Raw genomic sequence first — 22,656 nt, forward strand, 5'->3', positions numbered from 1 at the left:
CCCCGGCAGGGCCGGCTGCCAGGGAAGTCCGGCAGGCCCGACGACCGGGGCCGGCCCGGTGGAGCCTGCCGCCCGGCCGGTCCGGTAGGGCCTTCTACCCGACCAGCCGGACGTCCGAACCCTTCACCGAGATCTCGACGCCGCCCGAGGCCGCCTCGACCTTGTCGAGCTTGATGCCGCCGGGCAGTTCATCGATCTTCTGCTGGAAGTCGGTGATCGAGCGGATCTTGCCCTCGGCGAGCTGGACGCCCAGCTTGGGCAGGGAGTCGGCGTGCACCTTCACCGTGTCGCCGGAGACCGCGACGGAGCTGAGCACCGAGAGCGTCCGGGACGACTTGGCGCCGGGGATCGTCACCGCGACGGCGACCTTGACCTTGCCGTCACCGCCGTAGGAGAGGCCGGTGACCTGGGTCTTGATGCCGAACCCGACGTCCACGGGCTCGGACTTCGCGGCCTTGAGCAGCTCGGCGTACGTGATCGACGCGGTGCCCGTGGCGCTGTTGGCGGTGGCGGAGCTGTAGTCGCCGCTGAAGGCGACGCCGTGCATCTCGGCGTTGAGGTCGTCGATGCGGATCGTGCCGCCGGCGGAGTCCGTGCCGCCCGTCGACGCCTCGTAGTTCTTGATGCCGATCGTCACGTCGTCGAGCTCGCCGCCGACGACCTGGGTGAGGAAGGGGAAGCCCCCGATGGACACGTCGGGGGTGTTCGCGAGGCCCTCGGTGCTCCTGATCCGGTCCGCCGCCTCGTCCTCCGCGAACCCGACCGCCACCCGGTCGGCGAGCACGAACAGACCGCCGAGGATGACGAAGAGAATCAGGGTTATTCGCAGTGCGCGCATGCTCGGTGTTCCCCCACCTTTGACGGCCCCGTCCGGACAGCCGAGTGGCCGCCGAGCGTGAGCCTAACCCCGAAGGGCCCCCGCGACGGGGGCCCTTCGGAGTGCTTGTCGATCAGCTGTGACGATTCGGCGCGGCCTGATGACCGGATCCGGACGGCCGCAACGGCCGATCAGCCCAGCGCGCGGCCCAGCAGGTACACCGCCGGAGCGGCGGCGGCCAGCGGCAGCGCCACACCCGCGGTGAAGTGGACGAACCGGGACGGGTAGTCGTAGCTCGCCACCCGGTGCCCGATCAGCGCACAGGCACCCGCGCCGAGGCCCAGGAAGGCGCCCTGCGTGCCCAGGTCCGTCATCCCGCCGACCGCGATGCCGGCGCCCGCGGCGGCCAGCAGCGCGACGACCACGGAGGCGACCGTGGGCAGCGGCAGCGCGCGGGCCAGGATCGCCGCGGCGACCGCGGCGGCGCCCACCGTCACGGCGTCCGGCTCGGCCGCCAGATGCCCGGTCGCGATGATCGACAGCGCCGCGGAGACGACGGTCGCCATCAGGCCGTACATCCGGGTGTCCGGGTCGGCGTGGCTGCGCAGTTGCAGCACGAGGGTCAGCAGCACCCACACACCGAGGGTGCCGAGGATCGCGGCCGGCGCGTTCTCCCGGCCCGCGACGAGCAGCGCGACGTCCGCGGTCAGCGCACCGGCGAACGCCAGCGCGATGCCCTGCCGGGCGGGCCACATCCCGTTCAGCCGGAACCATCCCGCCGCGGTGACGGCCTGGAGCAGGACGAGCGGGACGACGAGCGCGTACTCCCCGATCGCCGCCGCCCCGGAGAGCAGCAGCGCGAGCACCGCCGTCAGCGCGGCCGGCTGCATCCCGGGCTCGATGATCGGCGACCGTCCCTCGGCGCGGGCGCGCTGGGCGTCGGTGATCCGGGCGTTGCCCGTGACGGTCGCGGGACCGTACCCACCGCCGGCCTCGCTCGGGCTCTCGCGGAGCGTCCCGCCGGGGCGGGAGGGGTCGGCACCGGCGGTGCCGGGTGCCTCGTGGGCGGCCTGCGCGTGCTCCGGGGTCCAGGGCTGCGCCGGGGCCGCGGGCGGCAGGGGGTCTGCCGCGGCGCCGCCGTACCCCTGGGGCTCGCCGTAGGGCTGGTAGCCCTGCGGGGGGAAATACGCGGTGTCCGCCGCGGAGACCGGAGTCTGCGCCTGCGTCTCCCAGGTCTGCCCCTCCCACTGCTGGGTGTGCTGCTGCCACTCGGGCTGCTGCTGGGGCTGTTGCTGCCGGGACTGCGGCTGCTGTTGCTGCGGCGGCTGCTGCCGGGACTGCGGCTGCTGTTGCTGCGGCGGCTGCTGCCGGGACTGCGGCTGCTGTTGCTGCGGCGGCTGATACGGGTCGTACCCCTCGTACTGACCCTCGTACGGCTGGTTGCTCATCGTCTCGCTCACCCTCCTGCGAACGGCGGGAGCACCTCGACCGTGCCGCCCTCGGCCAGCCGTACCGTCTCATGCCCTCGGGTACCCACGGGATCACCGTCGATGAGGAACGAGCATCGCCGCAGGACGCGGACGAGTTCGCCGGGGTGTCGTTCGCGGGCAGCGTCGAGTGCCTCGGCGAGCGTGCCCGCCTCGTACGGCTCCTCGGCGACGCCTGCCGCGGCCTTGGCGGCGGCCCAGTAACGCACCGTGCCCTTTGCCATCTCGTCCCTCAATCAGCGATCCGGTGTCTGTGTCGTCCGCGCGCGTGTCCGCGTGAACCCCGTCAGGCTAGCCCGCGTGTGCGAGAGCCCAGTCACCGATACGGGCGAGCAGGTCGTCCGCGGCAGCGTTCTCGGCGTGCCCCATGCCGTGCTCCAGCCACAGGTCGGCGTGGCCGCCGGAGGCCTCGGCCAGCATCCGCGGGTGGTCCACGGGGAAGTAGCCGTCCCGGTCGCCGTGGACGATGAGGAGCGGGGTCGGCGCGATGTGCGGAACGCACTCGACCGGGGACTCCGGCACCGGGTCCCAGTCGCGGTGGTGGATACGGATTCCGAGGCCGAGACGGCCCACGACCCGGCCCTCCGGGCGGGTTACCAGCCAGTGCACCCGCCGCATAGGGGCCGTGCCCCGGTAGTACCAGCGGGCCGGTGCGCTGACCGAAACCACCGCGTCCGTTCGCGCCTCCGTGCGCCCCTCGTGCTCCCGGCCGGGCACCGGCTCACGACCGGGCTCCGGGCCCTTCCCCCCGTACAGCGCCGCGTGCCGCAGCACCACCGAGCCGCCCATCGAGAAGCCGACCGTCACGATCCGGGTGTGCCCGAGTTCACGCGCCCAGGCGACCGCCGCCGCCAGATCGTGGATCTCGCGGTCGCCGACCGTGGAACGGCCGCCCGATCCGCCGTGACCACGGAAGGAAAAGGTGACCACCGCCGCACGGCGGCCCAGGACGCCGGCCGCGCGGCGCACGTGCGGGCGGTCCAGATCGCCGGTGAATCCGTGCGCGACGATGAACGCGAGGTCACCTGACGGCCCCGTTCCGGGGTCGTAGGCGGCATCGATCGTCACCCCGTCGACCGTGCGCAGAAACCTCCGCGAAGGGACGCGCGACGCTGTCTCAAGGCGTGGACTATTGAAAGATCGCGTCACTTGACCTGCCGGACCTGAGCTCATGTGGGCTATTCTGCTGGGCATGAGGACTCGGGCAGAGTAGCCCCCGGGTCCTTTTGTGCTTTCGGAAGCGTTGTATACGAAGCGGGAAACCGCAGGTGTACGGGGTTCCGGACGTGCAGCGGATCCCAGGGGCGCGGGAACCGCACGTACAGAGCAGTGCCGCAAACGTCCTCGCAGGGACCGAGGAGGAACCAGACGTTATGGGCGAGCGAACCGTGCACGTAGGCAGTACGACCCAAGTGGGTGAGGCGCGATGAGTTCTCTCTTGCTCCTGACCAATGCCCTTCAGCCGTCGACGGAGGTGCTTCCCGCTCTCGGCCTGCTGCTGCACAACGTGCGCGTGGCTCCGGCGGAAGGCCCAGCTCTCGTCGACACCCCCGGTGCCGACGTCATCCTGATCGACGGACGACGTGATCTCCCGCAGGTCCGCAGCCTGTGCCAGCTGCTGCGTTCCACGGGCCCCGGCTGTCCGCTCATCCTCGTCGTGACGGAGGGCGGCCTCGCGGCCGTCACCGCCGACTGGGGCATCGACGACGTACTTCTCGACACCGCCGGTCCGGCCGAGGTCGAGGCGCGCCTGCGGCTCGCGATGGGCCGCCAGCAGATCGTCAACGACGACTCCCCGATGGAGATCCGCAACGGCGACCTCTCCGTGGACGAGGCGACGTACAGCGCCAAGCTCAAGGGCCGGGTCCTCGACCTGACCTTCAAGGAGTTCGAGCTCCTGAAGTACCTCGCGCAGCACCCGGGCCGCGTCTTCACCCGCGCCCAGCTGCTGCAGGAGGTCTGGGGCTACGACTACTTCGGCGGTACGCGGACGGTCGACGTCCACGTACGACGGCTGCGCGCGAAGCTCGGGCCCGAGCACGAGTCGCTGATCGGGACCGTCCGGAACGTCGGTTATCGATTCGTTACCCCCGAGAAAGTGGACCGCGCCGCGGACGAGGCGAAGGCCAAGGCGGCCCAGCCAAAGCCGGATGATGTGGACGAGACGGCGCACCTGGACGCCTCCGCCCCGGCACAGGCCCCGGCGGAGCCGCAGGAAGCCTCCGTACGCCCTGCCCAGAGGTAGGTCCATCCGCGTAGACTCCGCGCGTGGCCAAGGTGACTAGGGATGATGTAGCGCGACTGGCGGGTACGTCCACCGCCGTCGTCAGCTATGTCATCAACAACGGACCCCGGCCGGTCGCCCCGGCCACGCGCGAGCGCGTTCTCGCCGCGATCAAGGAGCTGGGGTACCGGCCCGACCGGGTCGCCCAGGCCATGGCCTCGCGGAAGACGGAGCTCATAGGACTGATCGTGCCGGACGCGCGCCAGCCCTTCTTCGGGGAGATGGCGCACGCCGTCGAACAGGCCGCCGCCGAGCGCGGGAAAATGGTCCTGGTCGGCAACTCCGACTACATCGCCGAGCGCGAGGTCCACTATCTGCGCGCCTTCCTCGGCATGCGGGTCTCCGGACTGATCCTCGTCAGCCACGCGCTGAACGACCACGCGGCCGCCGAGATCGACGCGTGGGACGCCCGCGTGGTGCTCCTCCACGAGCGCCCCGAGGCGATCGACGACGTCGCCGTCGTCACCGACGACATAGGGGGCGCCCAGCTCGCCACCCGGCACCTTCTGGAGCACGGGTACGCGTACGTGGCCTGTCTCGGCGGTACGGCCGAGACGCCCGCCGTCGGCGACCCCGTCTCCGACCACGTCGAGGGCTGGCGGCGCGCCATGCAGGAGGCCGGCAAGCCGACCGAGGGACGCCTCTTCGAGGCCCCGTACAACCGGTACGACGCCTACAAGGTCGGCCTGGAACTGCTCGCCGGGCCGCACCGGCCGCCGGCCATCTTCTGCTCCACGGACGACCAGGCGATCGGTGTCCTGCGCGCCGCGCGCGAGCTGCGCATCGACGTGCCGGGGCAGCTGGCCGTCGCCGGGTTCGACGACGTCAAGGAAGCGGCCCTCACGGACCCCCCTCTGACAACGATCGCATCGGACCGCTCCGCGATGGCCCGCGCGGCCGTGGACCTCGTCCTGGACGACGGGCTGCGGGTGGCCGGCTCCCGGCGTGAGCGGCTGAAGCTGTTCCCCTCGCGGCTGGTGGTACGCCAGTCCTGCGGCTGCGCGTAGACCCCGCGGGCCGACGAGGCCACACGCACCGACGCAGCACCCCCCACGCATACGCAAGCGGAGATCCCCGCGCCCCTGACGGGACGCGGGGATCTCCGGCGGAGAGCTGGACCATCCACGGCGCGGAGGAGCTCGTCGTCTCGCCGGGCAAGTGCTCGCCCCCGGCCTTCCGTGACATCACCCGGCCGCAACCCCCTGTTCGCCGAGCCCGTCCGGAACCCGCAGTGAGGGGCCGCGAGCACGCCGGGAGCGGGGCGTGGGCACCACGGGGAAGCGGCGCGTGGGCACCACCGGAGCGGGCCGTGGGCACCACCGGGAGCTCACAGGAAGCGCCTTTATATCGGGCATACGAGGTTCTGTCGGGCTTCTCAGGGACCACTCAGGGAGCTCTCATGATCGGGGGACAGTCTTTTTTCATGACCGAGAGCTTCCGCCGCAGCGGCGAGTACCCCCAGGGCGACGACCACGGGTCCGCGTACCCCCAGCAGCAGTCGCACCCCTCCACCCCCGTGAACCCCGAGTGGCCTCCCCCGCCGGCGTACGACCCGGTCACGCCGGTCCACGTCGAGCCGGGCACCACCGTGTGGCCGAGCTCCGGTCACGCCGGCGGCGGGAACGGCGGCCACGGCGCCGGCCCGTACGCCGGTTACCCCGAGCCCGACGCCGCCGGCTCCACCGCGGTGTTCGCCTCGGTCCCCGGCGGGCAGGAGCCCCCCGCCCCCGCCAAGCGGCGCACCAAGGGCCCGTTCGCCCTGCTCGCCGCCGTCGCGATCGTCGCGGCGGCGATCGGCGGCGGCACCGCGTACGGCTTCCAGGAGCTGACCGGCAACGACACCGTCGCCTCCAGCAGCACCAGCACCAGCGTGGTGCCGACCAGCCAGAAGGGCACGGTCTCCGGCGTCGCGAAGGCGGTCAGCCCGAGCATCGTCGAGATCAGCGCGACCTCGAACGCGGGCTCGTCCACCGGTTCGGGCGTGATCATCACGACCGGCGGCGAGATCATCACCAACAACCACGTCATCTCGGGCGCCTCCGAGATCAAGGTGCAGCTGAACAACGGAAAGTCGTACACGGCGAAGGTCGTCGGCACCGACAGCAAGAAGGACCTCGCGCTGATCAAGCTGGAGAGCGCGCCGTCCGGTTTGAAGACCGCGACGCTCGGCGACTCCGACGGCGTCCAGGTCGGTGACCAGGTCGTCGCGATCGGCTCCCCCGAGGGCCTGACCGGCACCGTCACCAGCGGCATCGTCTCCGCGCTCGACCGTGACGTGACCGTCTCCACCGACGAGAGCCAGGGCCGGCAGCAACAGCAGGATGGCGGCAGCGGCCAGTGGCCGTTCGAGTTCGGCGGCCGGGAGTTCAACGGCGACACCGGCTCCTCCACGACGACGTACAAGGCCCTGCAGACCGACGCCTCGCTCAACCCGGGCAACTCCGGCGGCGCCCTGATCGACATGAACGGCAACATCGTCGGCATCAACTCCGCGATGTACTCGGCCGCTTCGGACTCCTCGTCGTCCTCGTCGAGCGCGGGCAGCGTCGGCCTCGGCTTCGCCATCCCGATCAACACCGTCAAGTCCGACCTGGCCGCGCTGCGGGCCGGCGGTTCCGACAGCTGACCCCGGAGGTCGCCATGATGATCCAGCACGTCGCGCACACCGCCTCGGACAGCGACGGCGACCCGGCCGGACTCCGCCTCGCCCTCACGGTCGCCCGCGAGCTGCACGCGCCCGCGCGGCGGGCCCCGGAACTGGTCCCCGCCGTCTCCCGGCCCGCCGCGCACCGGGCCTCCGCCCACCGCCGTACCGTACGAAGCTGATCCATTCCGGGACAGCCAGCAACGTGCGAGGCTGAAAGCACCCGATCACGACCCATCCCACTCGAGGAACCCACACCCATGAGCTCCGCCGAAGGCGACCGTGACACCCAGCGCATCCTGATCGTCGACGACGAGCCGGCCGTGCGCGACGCACTCAAGCGCAGCCTCGCCTTCGAGGGGTACGACACCGAGGTCGCGGTCGACGGCGCGGACGCCCTGGAGAAGGCGACGGCCTACCAGCCCGACCTGGTCGTCCTCGACATCCAGATGCCCCGCATGGACGGTCTCACGGCGGCCCGCCGGATGCGCGGCGCGGGCACGACCACGCCCATCCTCATGCTGACGGCCCGTGACACGGTCGGTGACCGGGTCACGGGGCTGGACGCCGGGGCGGACGACTATCTCGTCAAGCCCTTCGAGCTCGACGAACTCTTCGCCCGCATCCGGGCGTTGCTGCGGCGCAGCTCGTACGCGGCGTCGGCGGGCGCCGTCGTCGAGGACGACGCGCTGACCTTCGGCGACCTGCGCATGGACCTGTCGACGCGCGAGGTCACCCGTGCGGGGCGCCCGGTGGAGCTCACCCGCACCGAGTTCACGCTGCTGGAGATGTTCCTGGCCCACCCGCGCCAGGTCCTCACCCGCGAGCAGATCCTGAAGGCCGTCTGGGGCTTCGACTTCGAGCCGTCGTCGAACTCGCTCGACGTGTACGTCATGTACCTGCGCCGCAAGACGGAGGCGGGCGGCGAGCCGCGCCTGGTCCACACGGTGCGGGGTGTGGGGTACGTGTTGCGGTCCGGTGGCGCGGAGTGATGCGCAGGTTCAGATCACTGCCCCTGCGATCCCGGCTCGCCCTGCTGGTGGCAGCGGCGGTGGCGTTCGCGGTGGCGGCGGTTTCGGTGACGTGCTGGTTCATCGTCCAGGGCAAGCTGTACGACGAGATCAACAACGATCTCAAGTCGCAGAGGTCTCCGGTCCCCTACGTGGCGGTCCAGAGCGCCCTGGACAGCTGCGGTGAGGAGCCGACAGGCAGCGGCGGCTTCCGCGGACACACCGAGTACTACACACAGGTGGTCAAGGCAGACGGCAGCGCCTGCGCCTTCAGCGCTTCCGCGGGCCTGGTGAAGGTCACCGGCAGCGACAAGGACCTGGCCAAGAACCCGAAGCTCGGAGAGGCGACGTTCCGGAACGGGACCGACAGCAAGGGCAACGCCGTACGGGTGATGACCATGCCTCTCGTCCTGGACAACGTCCCCGGCAGTACCGGCGGCCCGTCCTTGGCCGAGGACCATGCCCTCCTCATCGCCTTCCCTCTCAAGGGCACTCAGTCCACCCTCAATGAACTGGCGCTCCTTCTTCTCTTCGTCGGCGGCATCGGAGTCATCGGCGCCGGAGCGGCGGGCCTCGCCGTAGCCCGCGCCGGGCTTCGCCCGGTCGACAAGCTCACCGACGCCGTCGAGCACGTCGCCCGGACCGAGGACCTCACCATCCGCATCCCCGTGGACGAGGAGAGCGACGACGAGATCGCCCGGCTCTCCCGTTCCTTCAACTCGATGACCGCGTCCCTCGCCACCTCCCGCGAGGTGCAGCAACAGCTCATCGCCGACGCCGGGCACGAACTGCGGACGCCGCTCACCTCGCTCCGTACGAACATCGAGCTCCTCACCCGCAGCGAGGAGATCGGCCGCCCGATCCCCCCGGCGGACCGCAAGGCGCTGCTCGCCTCGGTGACCGCGCAGATGACCGAGCTGGCGGCGCTGATCGGCGACCTTCAGACGTTGTCGCGTTCGGACGCGGGACACCCGGCCGACCGTGTGGAGATCGTGGCGCTCCAGGACACCGTGGAGGCGGCCCTGCGCAGGGCCCGGCTGCGCGGACCGGAACTGACGATCACTGCCGATCTGGAGCCCTGGTACGTCCGGGCGGAGCCCTCCGCGCTGGAGCGGGCGATCGTGAACATCCTCGACAACGCGGTGAAGTTCAGCCCCGGCGGCGGCACGGTCGACGTCCGGCTGAAGGACGGCGAGCTGACCGTGCGCGACCACGGCCCCGGCATCCCCACCGACGAACTCCCGCACGTCTTCGACCGCTTCTGGCGTTCCCCCGACGCGCGGGCCCTCCCCGGCTCGGGCCTCGGCCTGTCCATCGTGGCCCGCACCGTCCAGCAGTCCGGCGGCGAGGTGTCGCTGCGCCCCGCGGACGGCGGCGGCACGATCGCGGTCGTACGGCTTCCGGGAGCTCCGACGGCTCCGCCCGGGATGCCGTCGCCGTAGCGGCCGCTCCCACGAACGAGCCCCCACCCGACTCCGGGTCGGGGCTCGTTCGTCTCAGGGGCTCGTTCGTCTCAGGGGCCCGTTCATCTCAGGGGCCCGCTCGTCTCACGTGTCAGGTCAGGGTCGAGGCCGGTACCGAGGCGATTGCCGGGGTGATGGACTTCATGAGCTCCCGTTCAGTGCCCGAGCCGCAGGTCCGCGCCCGACACCTCGACCCGTATCCCGTCCCGCTCCACCCGTACGTCCCGCAGCCGAACCGCCCCGTCCGCCGGACGCGGCAGCCGGAATCCCAGCGAGAGCCGGTCGGCGAGAACGGGGCGGGTGAGACGGGTCAGGTCCTTGAGCAGGGTCGGGTCGAAGCCCAGCCGCCGAAGGAGCTCCGGGTGGGCCACCGCCGCGTCGAGAAGGTTCAGCCGCATCGCCCGGTGGACGAAGGCGGGCGCTCCCGTCAGCGACGCGAGCTTCGTGTCGTCGCGCAGCGCCTCGCGCACCGCCGCGTCGGGCACGCCGAGCCTGCGGACGATCGACGGGACGGAGAGGAGGGCCCGCGCCTTCGCGGTCTCCTCGCCGAGCCGGGCGGCCGTGGCCCGGGTGAGGTGGAGGCCCTCCGAGGCGCGCACGCCGGGGCGGTAGGTCGCCAAGTCGCCGATGTCCAGGCGCATTCCGCCGATGCGGGTGGAGATGCCGCGGGCGCCGTCACGCCGGATGCGCGCGTCGGCCCTGAGCGACAGATCGTGTCCGGCGACGGGCAGGGTGCCGCGCGCCCGCACCCGGTCGCGGCCGTGTCCGGTGAACGTCACCTGCGACGCGCCCAGTTCACGGTTCAGGTCGTCGAAGGAGAGCAGCACCTCACCGTGCAGCCGGGGGATACGGGCGCCGCGCACGCTGGTCGGGCCGTCGCCGTCGAGTCGTACGTCCGTCGCCGTGGCCGACACCTTCGCCAGGGAGACCCGGTCGGCGGCCACGTCGGGCACGGTCACCTTCACGGAGTCCAGCCGGCCGCGGGCGAGCTGGGTGAGGAAGGGGAAGCCCCCTATCTCGACCTCGGGCGCGGCGGTCAGACGCAGCTGGTCCTTGACCCGGTCCGCCGCCCGGTGTTCGGCGTACAGCAGCGCCCAGCGGTCGGCGAGAGCGAGGAACGCGGCGAGGGACAGGGCGAACGCGGTCGCCTTCACCGCGAACGGAAGGCCGGCGAGGCGTTTGCGGCGGCGCCTGCCGCCACGACGGTGGTTGGGCGGGGACCAGCCGTCGTCCGGTTCCTCCGTCGGCTCTCGCGACGGCTCGTCCGGCGGCCGGTCCTCGTGGAAGAAATCCTCCAACGGCCCTCCGTCATCGAGGGCGCCCAGTTCTTCGTACGGGTTCGGACAGGGATGCGTTGTTATGCGGTGGGGGGTACGCATCGTCTCATCCGACCATGCGCACCGCCCCTGCCCGCAACCGCTACCGCCCGTATGCGATCAACTTCACGGTCCGCTTCCGCGTCCCGGCCCGCTGAAGCGGCTACTTGACGACGGTGATCCGGTTCGCCGCCGGCACCGGGTACGGCGTGGTGGCCGCGGAGTTGGCCGTCAGGTAGGTCTCCAGGGCCGCCAGGTCGTCGCTGCCGACACGGACGTTCGCGCCCTTGCCGAGCTCGGCGAAGCCGTCGCCGCCGCCCGCGAGGAAGGAGTTCATCGCGACGCGGTAGGTGGCGGCCGGATCGATCGCCGCGCCGTTGAGCTTGACCGAGTCGGCGACGACACGCGCCGCGCCGGTCTTGGTCAGGTCGAGCGTGTACGTGAGGCCCTTGGAGATCTGGAGGATCTTCGGGGCGGCCTCGTTGGAGCCGCTGACCTGCTGCTGGAGTGCGGTGACGACCTGGGCGCCGGTGAGGTCGACCAGGTTGACGGTGTTGGCGAAGGGCTGGACCGTGTACGCCTCCCCGAAGGTCACCACCCCGTCGCCCTCACCGCCGCTCGCCGCGTACGTGAGCCCGGCGCGGATACCGCCCGGGTTCATCACCGCGAGGTCGGCCTCGGCGTCGACCGACTTGGCGTACGCGAGCTGCGCGTCGGCGATCAGGTCGCCCATCGGGGACTCGGTCCCCGTGTTGCCGATCTCGCCCGCGATGTAGCCGATGGGACGCGAGGCGACCGGCGCGGAGAGCGTCTTCCACTTGGTGATGAGCGACGTCATGTCGGCGGCCTTCGCGACATCACGGGTGACCACGTGGTTCGCGGACTTCACCGCCGTACGGGCGATGTCGCCGGTCCAGCGGTCGTACGTCAGCGTGGTGTCCGTGTAGAGCCGGCCGAAGGAGGACGCCGAGGTGACCATGCGGGGCTTGCCCGCCGGGTCGGGGATGGTGCACGCGTACGCCTGGTGGGTGTGGCCGGTGACCAGCGCGTCCACGGCCGGCGTGACGTTCTTGGCGATGTCCACGATCGGCCCGGAGATGCCGTCACCGGCGCCGGGGCTGTCGCAGTCGTAGTTGTACGCCGTCGACGCGGGCGACCCGCCCTCGTGGATCAGCGCGACGATCGACTTCACGCCCTGGCGCTGGAGCTCCTTGGCGTACTTGTTGATCGTCTCGACCTCGTCGCCGAACTTCAGGCCCTTGACGCCCTCGGCGGAGACGATGTTCGGCGTGCCCTCCAGCGTGACGCCGATGAAGCCGACCTTGACGCCGTTCTTCTTCCACACCCAGTAGGGCTTGAGGATCGGCTTCTTGGTCTTCTCGTCGGTGACGTTCGCCGCGAGGTAGGGGAAGTCGGCGCCGCGGAACTTCTTGCCGCCGCCGTAACAGCCGTCCGTCGGGTGGCAGCCGCCCTTCTGGAGCCGGGCCAGCTCCTTGGCGCCCTCGTCGAACTCGTGGTTGCCGACCGAAGTGACATCGAGGTCGAGGCCGTTGAGCGCCTCGATGGTGGGCTCGTCGTGGAAGAGGCCGGAGATCAGCGGGGAGGCGCCGACCATGTCACCGGCGGCCGCGGTGATCGAGTACTTGTTGTCCTTGCGGGCGTTGCGCAGATGCGTGGCCAGGTACTCGACACCACCGGCGTCGATGGTCTTCGTCGTGCCGTCCGCCGCCAGCTCCGTGACCCGCCCGGAGGAACCGGTCGGCGGCTCCAGGTTGCCGTGCAGGTCGTTGAAGGACAGCAGTTGGACGTCCTGGTAGCGGCCGCTGCCGTGGTGGTGCAGCGGAGTCGCCTTGTCCTGGTGCGCGCTCGCGGGCATCGCCGCGGCCAGCGCACCGACGGTGGCGAGGCCGGCGGCTGCCGCGAGGAGGCGATGCGTGCGTCTGTGCCGGAACGTGGGCGGCATTGGTTCCCCCTGGAGAACGGTGAGAAGCGAGAGCGGTGTGACGTGCGCGAGCCGAGCGTGCGTCGAGCGGGTGGTGCGTGCGGTGCGGGCTGTCGGGCCCCGCGGGTGACGCCTGCTCTGCGGGACTCGCGCGTGGTGCGGGCTGTGCGAACTGCCGGCCCCGCACGCGGTGCGTGATGTACGGGCCCGGCAGGTGGTGCGGGTTGCGCGGGCTGTGCGTACCGCCGGTCCCGCACATGACGCGTGCCGTGCGAACCGTGCGGGCCGAGTGACAGCCGTGGCTTTTGCACGCACTTTAGAATCAACGCGCGTAGCGCAAAAGGGGGTTCGTGGTTACGGACTGATTGCCATCGCCTCACCGGAGACCGACGAGTACGTCACCACCCCCCGGCTTCTCCCGCTCCGCCACGATCCACATCCACCCCGCCCAACTCCTTGTCCCCCCATCACCGAGCCGTACCCTCGTATCCATGACCAGCGACGACGCGGCACCCTTCGCCCTCTCCCGCTCCATCGAGACCTACTCCGCGCTCACCCCGGATCAGGCCGAGGACGTGCTCCAGCTGCTCTCGGAGGCCGCCCGGACCGACGGGCAGCAGGCGGTGTCCGAGCAGGGGCGGCTCCAGCTGAAGGGCGGGAGCCGTGACGGCGTCCGGCATCTGCTGCTGACCCTCGGCGACGAACTGGTCGGCTACGCACAGCTGGAGGACACCGACCCGATCGAGGCCCCGGCCGCCGAGCTGGTCGTCCACCCGGCGCACCGCGGGCACGGGCACGGACGGGCGCTCGGTTCGGCCATGCTCCACGAGTCCGGGAAGCGGCTGCGGGTGTGGGCGCACGGCGGGCACTCCGCCGCCCGGCATCTGGCCCAGGTCCTCGGCCTCACCCTCTTCCGCGAACTGCGCCAGATGCGCCGCCCGTTGGAGAACCTCGACCTGCCCGAACCGAAGCTGCCGGAAGGGGTGACCGTCCGGACCTTCGTGCCGGGACAGGACGACGCCGCCTGGCTCGCCGTGAACGCCGCGGCCTTCGCCCACCACCCCGAGCAGGGCTCCCTCACCCAGCGCGATCTGGACGACCGGACGGCCGAGCCGTGGTTCGACCCGGCCGGCTTCTTCCTCGCCTTCCGTGGCGACGAACTCGTCGGCTTCCACTGGACCAAGGTCCACGCCGAGGAGGGGCTGGGCGAGGTGTACGTCCTCGGGGTGCGCCCCGGCTCCCAGGGCGGCGGCCTCGGCAAGGCGCTGACCACGATCGGCCTGCGCCACCTCGCCGCGCAGCGGATGCCCACCGCGATGCTCTACGTCGACGCCGACAACAAGGCCGCGGTCACCGTCTACGAGCGTCTCGGCTTCGTCACCCACGAGACGGACCTGATGTACCGAACGGAGTCCTGACCGCCCGCCGCGCGAGCGCCGCCCCGGGAGCCGAAGTCAGCGGTGCGCAAGGAGGGTTGTCCGGCGCCGCCGCAGGGGTTCGGTCAGGGAACACACCCCCGTCAGCGCCGCCACGACCAGCACGCCCGCCCAGCGCCGGTGCGCGTCGTCCCAGTCCGGGTCGGACGCGGCCACGAAGAGCGCCCAGCGGTCGGGGAGCAGCAGGGCGGCGGCGAAGGACGCGCCCACAAGTCCGGCGGACACCGCGATGCCCGGTTCGGTGGCTTCGGAGTGCCGCACGGCGAGGAGCGCGCCGGCCAGCGCGAGGACGACGAAGGCGGATGCCTCCAGGGTGATCGCGCCCACCGGGGGCCGGCCCTTGCCGGGTATGAGGAGCAGCGCGGTCGTCCACCACGCCGCCGTGAACGGCACGACGAGCCCCAGCCGCAGCCCGGTCCGCACCGGACGCCTGGTCGGCACCGCCGCCGTGGTGTGCCGGGCCGGATCGTCCAGCAGGAACGCCAGGCCCAGCCCGAAGGCGAGCGCGGCGGCCCGCAGCAGATTGAGGCAGAGCCACGGGTCGGCCGGAGCGGAGAGCATCCGCGGAGCGCCGGCCAGCAGCAGCCCGAGGGCGGCTCCCGTCATCAGGGACCTGTGGGGCAGCCCCCGCCACACGGGGCGGAGCAGGACGAGAGCCACGACGTACGCGGACGACCGCCCGGCGACGCGCACGGCACCCGTGGCCCCTGCGGGACCCGTAGAACCTGCGGGACCGGTAGAGCCTGCGGAACCCGGAGGACCTGCGGGACCGGTAGAGCCTGCGGGGCCGGTGGGTCCCGTGGAACCGGTGGGTCCCGTGGGTGAGGGGCGCGGCGTGGCTCCGGCATCGTTCCGGTCCCCCGCGGCGGATGCCCACACTTCCGAGGCAACGCCGCCGTCCTCCCCTCTCTCCCCCGCGCTTCCCGCTACTCCTCGCACGATCCGCTCTCCTTGTCCGCCGCCGTCCCCTTGCCTCCGGCCGGCACTCCGAGCAGCTCGGCCACCCGGGCCGTGGACGTCTTCGCGGACGTCAGCTCCGTCCAGTGGGCCTTCACCTTGGCGGCGACGCCGTAGTGCGGCTGCTGGAGCAACTCGCGGACCACCGTGGTCTGCTGGGCCGACATGGAGACGGGTTCCGTGGGGGTCAGCGCGATGGCGGAGCCCTCGATGCTGTCGTCGAGCCGGACGCTGCGGAGGGACTTCATCGGGTCCGGCTGTGTGCTGAGCGCCAGCCACATGGTGGTCACCACGCGGGCGTCGCACATCTCACCGGCGCGGTCCTGGTCGCCCGCGACCAGGACCGAGGCGACGCCGACGGCGAACTCGGGAAGGCGGTTGCCGCCCCAGCGCGTGCCGACCGTCACGGCGTCCGGCGTGGTGGACGCGGGGATCGCGGCGTCGCTCTGGAGGCCGTACCGGGCGTCCATCACCTGGCGCACGGTCAGCCGCCGGCCCCCGGCCGAACCCCCCGCACGGGACTGGACGCGGTCGACGGCCTCCGCCCAGTCGGCGGTGCGGCCGGACCACTCCGGGTAGGCGCAGTACGTGGACCGTCCGTGCCGGACGCAGGTCTGCACCTTCTCCGGGGTCGCGGACGCCTTGGTGCGGGCCGCGATCAGCGAGGCCGGCTCGTCGGGGGACTGTCCCACCACGCCGAAGGCCGTCGTCGCGAGGGCGACCACCGCCATCGACTGGACCAGGCGTGTCCGGCCCCCGCTCACCAGGACGGCGAGGCACAGCAGCAGGGCCGCGAGGCCCGTCAGATAGAGCGCGTGCCAGGCGGCCGGGCGGCCCAGCAGCTCGGAGGGGAAGGGGTCGGCGCCCGTGTCGGTGATGACCGGTCCGAGCCAGCGCACCCAGTGCGTTCCCTGCGTGGACGCGGAGACCATGGCGGTGAGGGCGTAGGCGCCGATCACGAAGGGCGGTGCGATGAACCCGACCGGGATCAGCCGGGCGAGCAGGACGCCGAGGACGCCGGACAGGAGGATCACCAAGGGACCCACGGCCAGTTCGGCGGGTGAGCCGTGGCCGACGGCACCCGGCTTCAGCGCCGACCAGGTGAACTGGAAGCCGACGACCAGTGCGGTGATCGCGACGAACGGCAGCACGGACAGCGCGTGCGCGACCGTACGCCGCCACGCCTCCATGGGCAGGACGTCGAAGTGCCGGTCGGTGGACTGCCGGCGGGAGCGCAGCACCGCGCGGTTGACGCCGACGAACAGGGCGATGCCGAGGAGTATGGGGGCTTCCTGGGTGGACCGGTCGACGTCCTGGAGGACCGGGAAGTCGTCCATGCCGTCGCGGCCGTTGAACAGTGTCCAGCCGGTGTAGCCGACGTACAGCGCGAGGAAGACCAGGATCGGGATCTGGAGCAGCAGTTCGCGTGCTTCGAAGCGGGCGAGGGCCAGCACCGCGCGCGCCCGGGATTCCCGGCCCCGCGCAGGTGGCTCCACCCCCGTGGGAGCCGCCTGGGTGATCGTGCCCGTGGTGGCGCTCATGCCGCCACCTCCGCGGACTCGCCGTCGAGAGTGAGCAAGTAGCCGTCCTCCAGGGTTGGTTCGAGCAGTTCCGCGCCCTCGGGCGGGTCGCCGACATTGCGGAAGGCGCCCGTTCCCGTACGCCATCCGGCTCTGGCGGCCGGATCGCGCTCCGTACTGCTCCACACCCGGCCGGCCGCTCGTTCGGTCAGCTCGGCGGGGGTGCCCTCGAAGCGGACGCGGCCGGCGGCCATGACGATCACCTGGTGGCAGAGCATGGCGACGTCCTCGGTCTGGTGGGTGGAGAGCAGGACGGTGCGGCCTTCTCCGGCCTGGGCGATCAGCTCCCGGAAGCGCATGCGCTGCTCGGGGTCGAGGCCGACGGTCGGTTCGTCGAGGACCAGGAAGCCGGGGTCTCCGACGAGCGCGGCGGCCAGCGCGACCCGCTGGCGCATACCGCCGGACAGCCGCTTGATGCGCTTGCCGCGCACGTCGGAAAGGGCGACGGCCTCCAGCACCCGGCGCACCTCACGGTGCCGGGCGGTGCGGTCCGTGAGCTCCTTGAGGATCGCCACGTAATCGACGAACTCGAAGGCCGAGAAGTCCTGGTGGAACCCTGGGGTCTGCGGCAGGTAGCCCAGTGAGCGCCGCACGTCCGTGCGTCCGGCGGTGGTGCCCGGGTCGTGCCCGAGGACGGTGAAGGAGCCCCGGTCGGCGGACACGGCGGTGGCGAGCACCCGCAACAGGGTGGTCTTTCCGGCGCCGTTGGGCCCGAGGAGTCCGGTGACTCCCTCACGGAGGCGGACGGAGACGTCGTCGAGGGCGAGCGTCCCCCCGAAGCGGAGGGTCAGCCCGGAGGCGGAGACGGTGGGGATCATGCGGCGTTCCTGTCGGTGAAGTCGGTGAGCGGGAGGCGCGACGCGTCGAACCGGTCCCGCGCGAGGTAGAGGAGTCCGGCGGCCAGCGCCGCGACGGCCCCGGCGACGCCCTGCCCGGCCACGGTGAACGGGGCGAGCGTGGCGTCGGGCTCCGTGGTCGCGCGGGCCGCGGCGAGCAGGGCGATCCAGCCGCCGCCGACCAGGGAAGGGGCGAGGACGGGACCGAGCCGGGAGGTGAGCGCGAGGCCGGTAGCGGTGAGGGCCAGGGCCGGCAGCAGCCAGGCCAGGGCGTGCAGGCCGTAGGTGGGGAGGGCGAGGGTCGCGAGGCCGTTGAGCCCCAGGCCCACGACGAGGACCGCGACCGTGCGGATCATCAGGAGCCGGAAGCCGTGCATCGGGGAGACGACCGCCATCTCGTAGGTCGGGTCGAGCGCCGGACCGTAGGACAGCGCGACCCCGGCGAGCGGAAGCAGCGGCGCGAGGGCCAGGAAGAGGGTGGGGGTGCTCGCGACCTGCACCGTGTTGGCCGCGGCCACGGTCATGACGAGGACGGCGGCGACCGCGCCCAGCCAGGAACGGCGCAGGACGGGGGCGGCGGCCAGCAGCCGTGCCGTGTGGTCGGCGACGCCGAGCCGGACGAGCAGCCACTCGACCGGGCCCGGACGCGGGGCGTCCAGCTCGGCGTCGAGCCGCTCCCAGCCGGCGTCGAGGGCCGCCGGGTCGCTGAACGCGGCCAGCGCCTCGCGGCACCGCGCGCACGCGGCGAGGTGGGTGTCGGCGGACCACAGGCGGGGCGGCGCCAAGTCGCCCCGCGTATAGGCCCGGAGGTCCTCCTCCGGCACATGCCAGGCCGTACGGCTGTCACCGCTCATGTCGCTGCCATCGCTTCCGCGACGGTCGTCGCTCATGCCAACGCCTCCCGCAACTGCTTGCGCGCGCGCAGTGCCCGCGTCTTGACCGTGCCCGGCGGAATACCGAGCAGGACGGCCGCTTCCCGGGTGCTGAGCCCGTCGATCACCGTGGCCTGGAGAACCGCCCGGAGTTCGGGCGAGAGTCTGGTCAGCGCGCCCGCCAGGTCGCCGTGCTCGACGCCTGCCAGCACGCGCTCCTCGGCCGAGGCCTCGTCGCGGTGCCGGAGCCGGGCCAGCGCGTTCCGGAGCCGGCCGCGCGCGCCGTCGCCGCGCATCGAGTCGACGAGCCGCCGCGAGCCGATGCGCCAGAGCCAGCCGGCCGGGTCGCCCTCCTCGCGGTAGCGGGCGGTGCCGCGCCAGACCGCGAGGAAGGTCTCCTGGACGACGTCGTCGACGATCCCGGCGTCGGCGCACCGGCCGCGCAGACGGGCGGTCAGCCATGGCGCGTACCGCCGGTACAGCTCTTCGAAGGCGCGACGGTCCCCGTCCGCTGCGATGGCCCGCAGCAGCTCTCCGTCGCTTCTCGTTTCCCTCACACCCCCTCATCGGACGAGCCCCACCGATCGGTTCACGCATCGGCCAAGAATTTCCGAACGCCGTTTCGTGCCTGGTGGGCGGCCGGATCCACCGTCGGCGCAACACCGTCCGGACGTCCCGCACTTGACGAAGACCGCCCCCTTGCACCACCCTTTCACTACTCAATTAGTGAAAGGGTGGTTGTCCGAGTGGTCGCGTACCGCATCGACCGGCGCAGCGGCGTCGCCACCTACGTCCAGATCGTCCAGCAGACCAAGCAGGCCCTGCGCCTCGGCCTCCTCGAACCGGGCGACAAGCTCCCCACGGCCCGCGAGGTCGTGGAAGCCACCGCCATCAATCCGAACACCGTCCTGAAGGCCTACCGCGAACTGGAGCGCGAGGGACTGGTCGAGGCCAGGCGCGGCCTCGGCACCTTCGTCCGCAGAACACTCGGCGCCGCCCCGGCGGACTCGCCCCTGCGCGAGGAGTTGGAGGCCTGGGCCCGGAGCGCCCGCTCGGCGGGCCTGGACCGCGAGGACGTGGCAGCACTGTTCGGCTCCGTACTGGACGCACACTTCCCGAAGGGGGACCAGTGAGTTCCACCAGCACCACCCGCCCCACCGTCGCCGTCGAGGCGCACGGGCTCACCATGCGCTACGGCCGGCGCTCCGCCGCGGCGCTGGACGACTGCTCGTTCCGCCTCCCGGCCGGGCGGATCAGTGCCCTCGTCGGCCCCAACGGCGCGGGCAAGTCGACGCTGCTGGCGGCGGCGGCCGGACTGCTGCGGCCCACCGCCGGCACACTCACCGTGCTGGGCGGCAGCCCGGCCGAGGCACGCGAGCGGATCGCCTACCTCTCCCAGAACAAGCCGTTGCACCCCCAGCTCACGATCGCCGAGACGCTGCGTCTGGGCGCCGAACTCAACCCGGCCCGCTGGGACGCCTCGTACGCCGCGGCGATCGTGGAACAGGGCTCGCTCGACCCCGGGGCCCGGGTCAGGGGCCTGTCCGGCGGACAGCGGACCCGCGTGGCCCTCGCCCTCGCGCTGGGCAAGCGGCCCGACCTGCTGCTGCTGGACGAACCGATGGCCGACCTGGACCCGCTGGCCCGCCACGAACTGCTGGGCACCCTGATGGCGGACGCCGCCGAGCGCGGGACCACGGTGCTGATGTCCTCGCACATCGTCGCCGAACTCGCCGACGCCTGCGATCACCTGCTGCTCATGGGCGGCGGACGCATCCGGCTCGGCGGCGGCCTGGACGACCTGCTCCTCGCGCACACGGTGGTGACCGGACGCGGCACCCCCGCCGACCTCGCACCGCACCTCGTCGTCGAGTCCCGCGCCACCGGCCGCGGTCTCACCGCCCTGATACGCAACGACGGACCGGTGGAGGATCACTGGGAGGCGGAGCCACCGTCCCTGGAGGAACTGCTCCTCGCCCATCTGCGCTCCCCCTCGACCCCGGCGCTGCTCACACCCGGCACGACCGCGACCCCCGCGGCGGTGACCCGATGAGCGCCACCACCCTCATGTCCCCCCTGCGCCGCGTTCTGCCCAGGCCGAGCGGCCTGGTCTGGACGGTCCTGCGGCTGCACCGCACCGCCCTGTGGATCTGGACCGCCTTCGTGGTGCTCACCGCCGGCCTGCTGCTGTGGCTGTACGGCCCGGGTGCCACGCACACACAGCACCTCCTCGACACCTTCGGCTACGCGGGCGTACAGGAGGACGCCTGGTCCGCCGGCATCATCGGCTCCCCCTTTTCCGGCGCCTACAACGACCTCTTCTACGACCCGGCCTCCCTGCTCAACATCGCCTCGTTCGCCGTCGCCGTCTTCGCGGGCGGCTCGCTGATCGCCCGCGAGCTGGAGAACGGCACCGCCCGGCTGGCCTGGACCCAGTCCGTCAGCCCGGCCCGCTGGCTCGCCGTCAAAATGGCGGTGCCCGCGCTGTTCATCACCGTGGGCACGGGCCTGCTGGTCGCGCTGTACCGGATGCTGTGGTCGGCACACAGCGACCTCCTGCTGGCCGGCATCGGACCGCGCGCCCTGTATTTCGCCCTCGGCCCGGGCACCGTCGCCCTGCCGCTCCTCGGCCTGGCCGTCGGCGTTCTCGCCGGTCTCGTGCTGCGCCGCACCCTGCCCGCCCTCGCCGTAGCCGGTATCGCCCAGTCCGCGGCGATCGCGTTCCGCGCCAACTCCTGGCCTTTCCAGGGCCGTTACCAGCAGCCCGAGCTGTCCGTACGGAGCCGGGCGATCACCTCCACCGGCGCGGAGATCCGCGACCCGGGCTGCTACAGGAGCCGGCCGTGTCTCGCCCGGCACGATGTCGTCGGCTTCACCCGCGAGTACCTCCCCTCCCCCGACTACTGGCCCCGCCAGCTCCTGGAGACCGGTGTCCTGCTGGCCGCCACCGCGATCGTGGTCGCCATCGCCTTCGGCGTCCTGAGGAGGACGTCCACCTCATGAGCACCCCGACCCCGCACCGCCCGGCCGGCCTCACCTGGACCGTGCTGCGCCTGCACCGCACGGCCCTGTACGCGTGGGGCGCCGCGCTGCTGGCCACCGCCGCCGTCCTGGCCTGGATGTACGTCATCGGCCCGGACGCCCGCGCGGCCGCGCGCTCCTGCGCCGCGCCCGGCGCCGGCCGGGCGGCCTGCGCACACCTCCAGGCGATCGACGCGGACGCGATCTACGCCAACGGTCTCGACCTGGTCGCCACCTGCGTCACGTATCTGATGGTGCCGGTCGCGGCCTGGGCGGGTGCCGCGCTGATCGGCCGCGAACTGGAGAGCGGTACCGCGCAGCTGGCCTGGACCCAGTCCGTCACCCCGGTGCGCTGGCTGGCCGCCAAGCTCGCCGTCCCGGCGGTCGTGCTCACCGCGGGCACCACACTGGCGGTCCTGCTCAACGTGTGGGCCCGCGGCGACGAGAACGGAGACCTGGCCGGCGACTGGTTCAGCCTCCACGTCTACGACTCCACCGGCCCGGTCGCCGTCGGGTACGTCCTCGCCGGTCTCGCCCTCGGCGCGCTCGCGGGCCTGGTCCTGCGCCGCGCCTTGCCCGCCGCCGGAGCCGCGTTCGCCGCGGCACTCGTCCTGCACGACGTGCTGTCCCGGTTCCGGATGAGCCTGTGGCCCGCCTCGACGGTCACCGGACAGGCGGCCCTCCACCTCCCGTCCGGCGCCCTGGCCCTCGAACACGGTGCCGTCACGAGGAACGGCGAGCGCCTGGGCAACGACCTGGCCTGCGTCGGCCTCGACCGTTCCACCGACATCAGCCGGTGCGTGGAGAGAACCGGACTGGCAGATTTCTGGGCCACCTATCAGCCCGAGTCGCACTTCTGGCCCCTCCAGCTCGTGGAGAGCGGCCTGCTCCTGGCCGTCGCGGGCCTCGCGACCGCCGCCGCGTTCACCCTGCTGCGCCGTCGCACTCCGTGACCCGCGGCGGCACGGCGGGCACGCGCCTCACGGGGGTG

22 protein-coding genes are annotated in these 22,656 nt (G+C 72.2%); 11 read left to right on the forward strand and 11 right to left on the reverse strand.

What is annotated here, in order from left to right; all coding sequences use genetic code 11:
* Window positions 1–94 precede the first annotated feature (94 nt).
* The 4 genes from ACFWBT_RS10480 to ACFWBT_RS10495 form a co-directional block, all read right to left on the reverse strand.
* Window positions 95–838: a DUF2993 domain-containing protein gene (locus ACFWBT_RS10480; protein WP_385697998.1), complete on the reverse strand. Its 744-nt coding sequence runs from the start codon at window positions 836–838 to the stop codon at window positions 95–97.
* A 170-nt stretch (window positions 839–1,008) separates the two neighbouring features.
* A complete protein-coding gene (locus ACFWBT_RS10485; protein ID WP_385698000.1) occupies window positions 1,009–2,265 on the reverse strand; it encodes a hypothetical protein in 1,257 nt (418 codons plus the stop codon).
* A gap of 8 nt (window positions 2,266–2,273) precedes the next feature.
* On the reverse strand, window positions 2,274–2,528 hold the full coding sequence (locus ACFWBT_RS10490; RefSeq protein ID WP_081218128.1) for a MoaD/ThiS family protein: 255 nt from the start codon (window positions 2,526–2,528) through the stop codon (window positions 2,274–2,276).
* Between the two features lie 67 nt (window positions 2,529–2,595).
* Complete coding sequence (locus tag ACFWBT_RS10495) at window positions 2,596–3,477, reverse strand: alpha/beta hydrolase family protein (RefSeq protein ID WP_385698001.1); 882 nt, start codon at window positions 3,475–3,477, stop codon at window positions 2,596–2,598.
* Between the two features lie 253 nt (window positions 3,478–3,730).
* On the opposite strand from ACFWBT_RS10495, the gene ACFWBT_RS10500 reads away from it, so the two are divergent.
* The 6 genes from ACFWBT_RS10500 to ACFWBT_RS10525 all read left to right on the forward strand — a co-directional run bounded on the left by ACFWBT_RS10500 (window position 3,731) and on the right by ACFWBT_RS10525 (window position 9,684).
* The gene (locus ACFWBT_RS10500; protein WP_385698003.1) at window positions 3,731–4,549 is read left to right on the forward strand and encodes a response regulator transcription factor; all 819 of its coding nucleotides are present in this window, start codon (window positions 3,731–3,733) and stop codon (window positions 4,547–4,549) included.
* Between the two features lie 23 nt (window positions 4,550–4,572).
* Window positions 4,573–5,595, forward strand: coding sequence for a LacI family DNA-binding transcriptional regulator (locus ACFWBT_RS10505; RefSeq protein WP_356756828.1), 1,023 nt, complete (start codon window positions 4,573–4,575; stop codon window positions 5,593–5,595).
* A gap of 416 nt (window positions 5,596–6,011) precedes the next feature.
* A complete protein-coding gene (locus ACFWBT_RS10510; RefSeq protein WP_385698005.1) occupies window positions 6,012–7,214 on the forward strand; it encodes a S1C family serine protease in 1,203 nt (400 codons plus the stop codon).
* A gap of 14 nt (window positions 7,215–7,228) precedes the next feature.
* Window positions 7,229–7,414 carry a hypothetical protein gene (locus tag ACFWBT_RS10515; protein ID WP_385698006.1) on the forward strand — a complete coding sequence of 62 codons (186 nt, stop codon included), beginning with the start codon at window positions 7,229–7,231 and terminating at the stop codon, window positions 7,412–7,414.
* A gap of 78 nt (window positions 7,415–7,492) precedes the next feature.
* Entirely contained in the window at window positions 7,493–8,224 is a 732-nt protein-coding gene (locus tag ACFWBT_RS10520; protein ID WP_037622391.1) for a response regulator transcription factor, read from the forward strand.
* Window positions 8,224–9,684, forward strand: a complete 1,461-nt coding sequence (locus ACFWBT_RS10525) for an ATP-binding protein (protein ID WP_385698008.1) — start codon at window positions 8,224–8,226, stop codon at window positions 9,682–9,684. Before ACFWBT_RS10520 ends, ACFWBT_RS10525 begins: the two co-directional genes overlap by 1 nt.
* A 176-nt stretch (window positions 9,685–9,860) precedes the next feature.
* Here ACFWBT_RS10525 and ACFWBT_RS10530 read toward each other — a convergent pair whose 3' ends face one another.
* Window positions 9,861–11,084, reverse strand: a complete 1,224-nt coding sequence (locus ACFWBT_RS10530) for a DUF2993 domain-containing protein (RefSeq protein WP_385698010.1) — start codon at window positions 11,082–11,084, stop codon at window positions 9,861–9,863.
* A 100-nt stretch (window positions 11,085–11,184) separates the two neighbouring features.
* Entirely contained in the window at window positions 11,185–12,984 is a 1,800-nt protein-coding gene (locus ACFWBT_RS10535) for a bifunctional metallophosphatase/5'-nucleotidase (protein WP_385698011.1), read from the reverse strand.
* Window positions 12,985–13,454: 470 nt separating this feature from the next.
* On the opposite strand from ACFWBT_RS10535, the gene mshD reads away from it, so the two are divergent.
* A complete protein-coding gene (gene mshD / locus ACFWBT_RS10540) occupies window positions 13,455–14,381 on the forward strand; it encodes a mycothiol synthase (RefSeq protein ID WP_385698013.1) in 927 nt (308 codons plus the stop codon).
* A 36-nt stretch (window positions 14,382–14,417) separates the two neighbouring features.
* Here the strand turns inward: mshD and ACFWBT_RS10545 are convergent, their stop codons facing one another.
* From ACFWBT_RS10545 to ACFWBT_RS10565, 5 genes are all read right to left on the reverse strand, one after another.
* The gene (locus ACFWBT_RS10545) at window positions 14,418–15,092 is read right to left on the reverse strand and encodes an ABC transporter (protein ID WP_385698014.1); all 675 of its coding nucleotides are present in this window, start codon (window positions 15,090–15,092) and stop codon (window positions 14,418–14,420) included.
* A gap of 233 nt (window positions 15,093–15,325) precedes the next feature.
* Window positions 15,326–16,897 (reverse strand): ABC transporter permease, encoded by a 1,572-nt coding sequence (locus tag ACFWBT_RS10550; RefSeq protein ID WP_385698015.1) that lies wholly within the window; start codon window positions 16,895–16,897, stop codon window positions 15,326–15,328.
* Window positions 16,894–17,754, reverse strand: a complete 861-nt coding sequence (locus tag ACFWBT_RS10555; protein ID WP_385698017.1) for an ABC transporter ATP-binding protein — start codon at window positions 17,752–17,754, stop codon at window positions 16,894–16,896. Before ACFWBT_RS10555 ends, ACFWBT_RS10550 begins: the two co-directional genes overlap by 4 nt.
* Window positions 17,751–18,626 (reverse strand): zf-HC2 domain-containing protein, encoded by an 876-nt coding sequence (locus tag ACFWBT_RS10560; protein ID WP_385698039.1) that lies wholly within the window; start codon window positions 18,624–18,626, stop codon window positions 17,751–17,753. Before ACFWBT_RS10560 ends, ACFWBT_RS10555 begins: the two co-directional genes overlap by 4 nt.
* 32 nt (window positions 18,627–18,658) lie before the next feature.
* Window positions 18,659–19,201 (reverse strand): RNA polymerase sigma factor, encoded by a 543-nt coding sequence (locus ACFWBT_RS10565; protein ID WP_266760215.1) that lies wholly within the window; start codon window positions 19,199–19,201, stop codon window positions 18,659–18,661.
* Window positions 19,202–19,390: 189 nt separating this feature from the next.
* On the opposite strand from ACFWBT_RS10565, the gene ACFWBT_RS10570 reads away from it, so the two are divergent.
* From ACFWBT_RS10570 to ACFWBT_RS10585, 4 genes are read left to right on the forward strand one after another with little or no spacing between them, the layout of a single operon-like run.
* Window positions 19,391–19,777 carry a GntR family transcriptional regulator gene (locus ACFWBT_RS10570; protein WP_351536997.1) on the forward strand — a complete coding sequence of 129 codons (387 nt, stop codon included), beginning with the start codon at window positions 19,391–19,393 and terminating at the stop codon, window positions 19,775–19,777.
* On the forward strand, window positions 19,774–20,697 hold the full coding sequence (locus ACFWBT_RS10575) for an ABC transporter ATP-binding protein (protein WP_385698019.1): 924 nt from the start codon (window positions 19,774–19,776) through the stop codon (window positions 20,695–20,697). Before ACFWBT_RS10570 ends, ACFWBT_RS10575 begins: the two co-directional genes overlap by 4 nt.
* Window positions 20,694–21,647 (forward strand): hypothetical protein, encoded by a 954-nt coding sequence (locus tag ACFWBT_RS10580; RefSeq protein ID WP_385698021.1) that lies wholly within the window; start codon window positions 20,694–20,696, stop codon window positions 21,645–21,647. Before ACFWBT_RS10575 ends, ACFWBT_RS10580 begins: the two co-directional genes overlap by 4 nt.
* Window positions 21,644–22,618 carry a hypothetical protein gene (locus tag ACFWBT_RS10585; RefSeq protein ID WP_385698023.1) on the forward strand — a complete coding sequence of 325 codons (975 nt, stop codon included), beginning with the start codon at window positions 21,644–21,646 and terminating at the stop codon, window positions 22,616–22,618. Before ACFWBT_RS10580 ends, ACFWBT_RS10585 begins: the two co-directional genes overlap by 4 nt.
* Window positions 22,619–22,656 lie beyond the last annotated feature (38 nt).

The sequence above is a fragment of the Streptomyces sp. NPDC060027 genome (assembly GCF_042737005.1).
Classification (GTDB): Bacteria; Actinomycetota; Actinomycetes; order Streptomycetales; family Streptomycetaceae; genus Streptomyces.

What these genes read in the sequence shown, in the direction of transcription:
- ACFWBT_RS10580 (WP_385698021.1), top strand. Translation starts at nt 20,694, where the DNA reads ATGAGCGCCACCACCCTCATGTCCCCCCTGCGCCGCGTTCTGCCCAGG.
- ACFWBT_RS10485 (WP_385698000.1), bottom strand. Translation starts at nt 2,265, where the DNA reads ATGAGCAACCAGCCGTACGAGGGTCAGTACGAGGGGTACGACCCGTAT.
- ACFWBT_RS10495 (WP_385698001.1), bottom strand. Translation starts at nt 3,477, where the DNA reads ATGAGCTCAGGTCCGGCAGGTCAAGTGACGCGATCTTTCAATAGTCCA.
- ACFWBT_RS10510 (WP_385698005.1), top strand. Translation starts at nt 6,012, where the DNA reads ATGACCGAGAGCTTCCGCCGCAGCGGCGAGTACCCCCAGGGCGACGAC.
- ACFWBT_RS10550 (WP_385698015.1), bottom strand. Translation starts at nt 16,897, where the DNA reads ATGAGCGCCACCACGGGCACGATCACCCAGGCGGCTCCCACGGGGGTG.
- ACFWBT_RS10520 (WP_037622391.1), top strand. Translation starts at nt 7,493, where the DNA reads ATGAGCTCCGCCGAAGGCGACCGTGACACCCAGCGCATCCTGATCGTC.
- ACFWBT_RS10535 (WP_385698011.1), bottom strand. Translation starts at nt 12,984, where the DNA reads ATGCCGCCCACGTTCCGGCACAGACGCACGCATCGCCTCCTCGCGGCA.
- ACFWBT_RS10525 (WP_385698008.1), top strand. Translation starts at nt 8,224, where the DNA reads ATGCGCAGGTTCAGATCACTGCCCCTGCGATCCCGGCTCGCCCTGCTG.
- ACFWBT_RS10480 (WP_385697998.1), bottom strand. Translation starts at nt 838, where the DNA reads ATGCGCGCACTGCGAATAACCCTGATTCTCTTCGTCATCCTCGGCGGT.
- ACFWBT_RS10500 (WP_385698003.1), top strand. Translation starts at nt 3,731, where the DNA reads ATGAGTTCTCTCTTGCTCCTGACCAATGCCCTTCAGCCGTCGACGGAG.
- ACFWBT_RS10555 (WP_385698017.1), bottom strand. Translation starts at nt 17,754, where the DNA reads ATGATCCCCACCGTCTCCGCCTCCGGGCTGACCCTCCGCTTCGGGGGG.
- ACFWBT_RS10490 (WP_081218128.1), bottom strand. Translation starts at nt 2,528, where the DNA reads ATGGCAAAGGGCACGGTGCGTTACTGGGCCGCCGCCAAGGCCGCGGCA.
- ACFWBT_RS10585 (WP_385698023.1), top strand. Translation starts at nt 21,644, where the DNA reads ATGAGCACCCCGACCCCGCACCGCCCGGCCGGCCTCACCTGGACCGTG.
- ACFWBT_RS10560 (WP_385698039.1), bottom strand. Translation starts at nt 18,626, where the DNA reads ATGAGCGGTGACAGCCGTACGGCCTGGCATGTGCCGGAGGAGGACCTC.
- mshD (WP_385698013.1), top strand. Translation starts at nt 13,455, where the DNA reads ATGACCAGCGACGACGCGGCACCCTTCGCCCTCTCCCGCTCCATCGAG.
- ACFWBT_RS10515 (WP_385698006.1), top strand. Translation starts at nt 7,229, where the DNA reads ATGATGATCCAGCACGTCGCGCACACCGCCTCGGACAGCGACGGCGAC.
- ACFWBT_RS10530 (WP_385698010.1), bottom strand. Translation starts at nt 11,084, where the DNA reads ATGCGTACCCCCCACCGCATAACAACGCATCCCTGTCCGAACCCGTAC.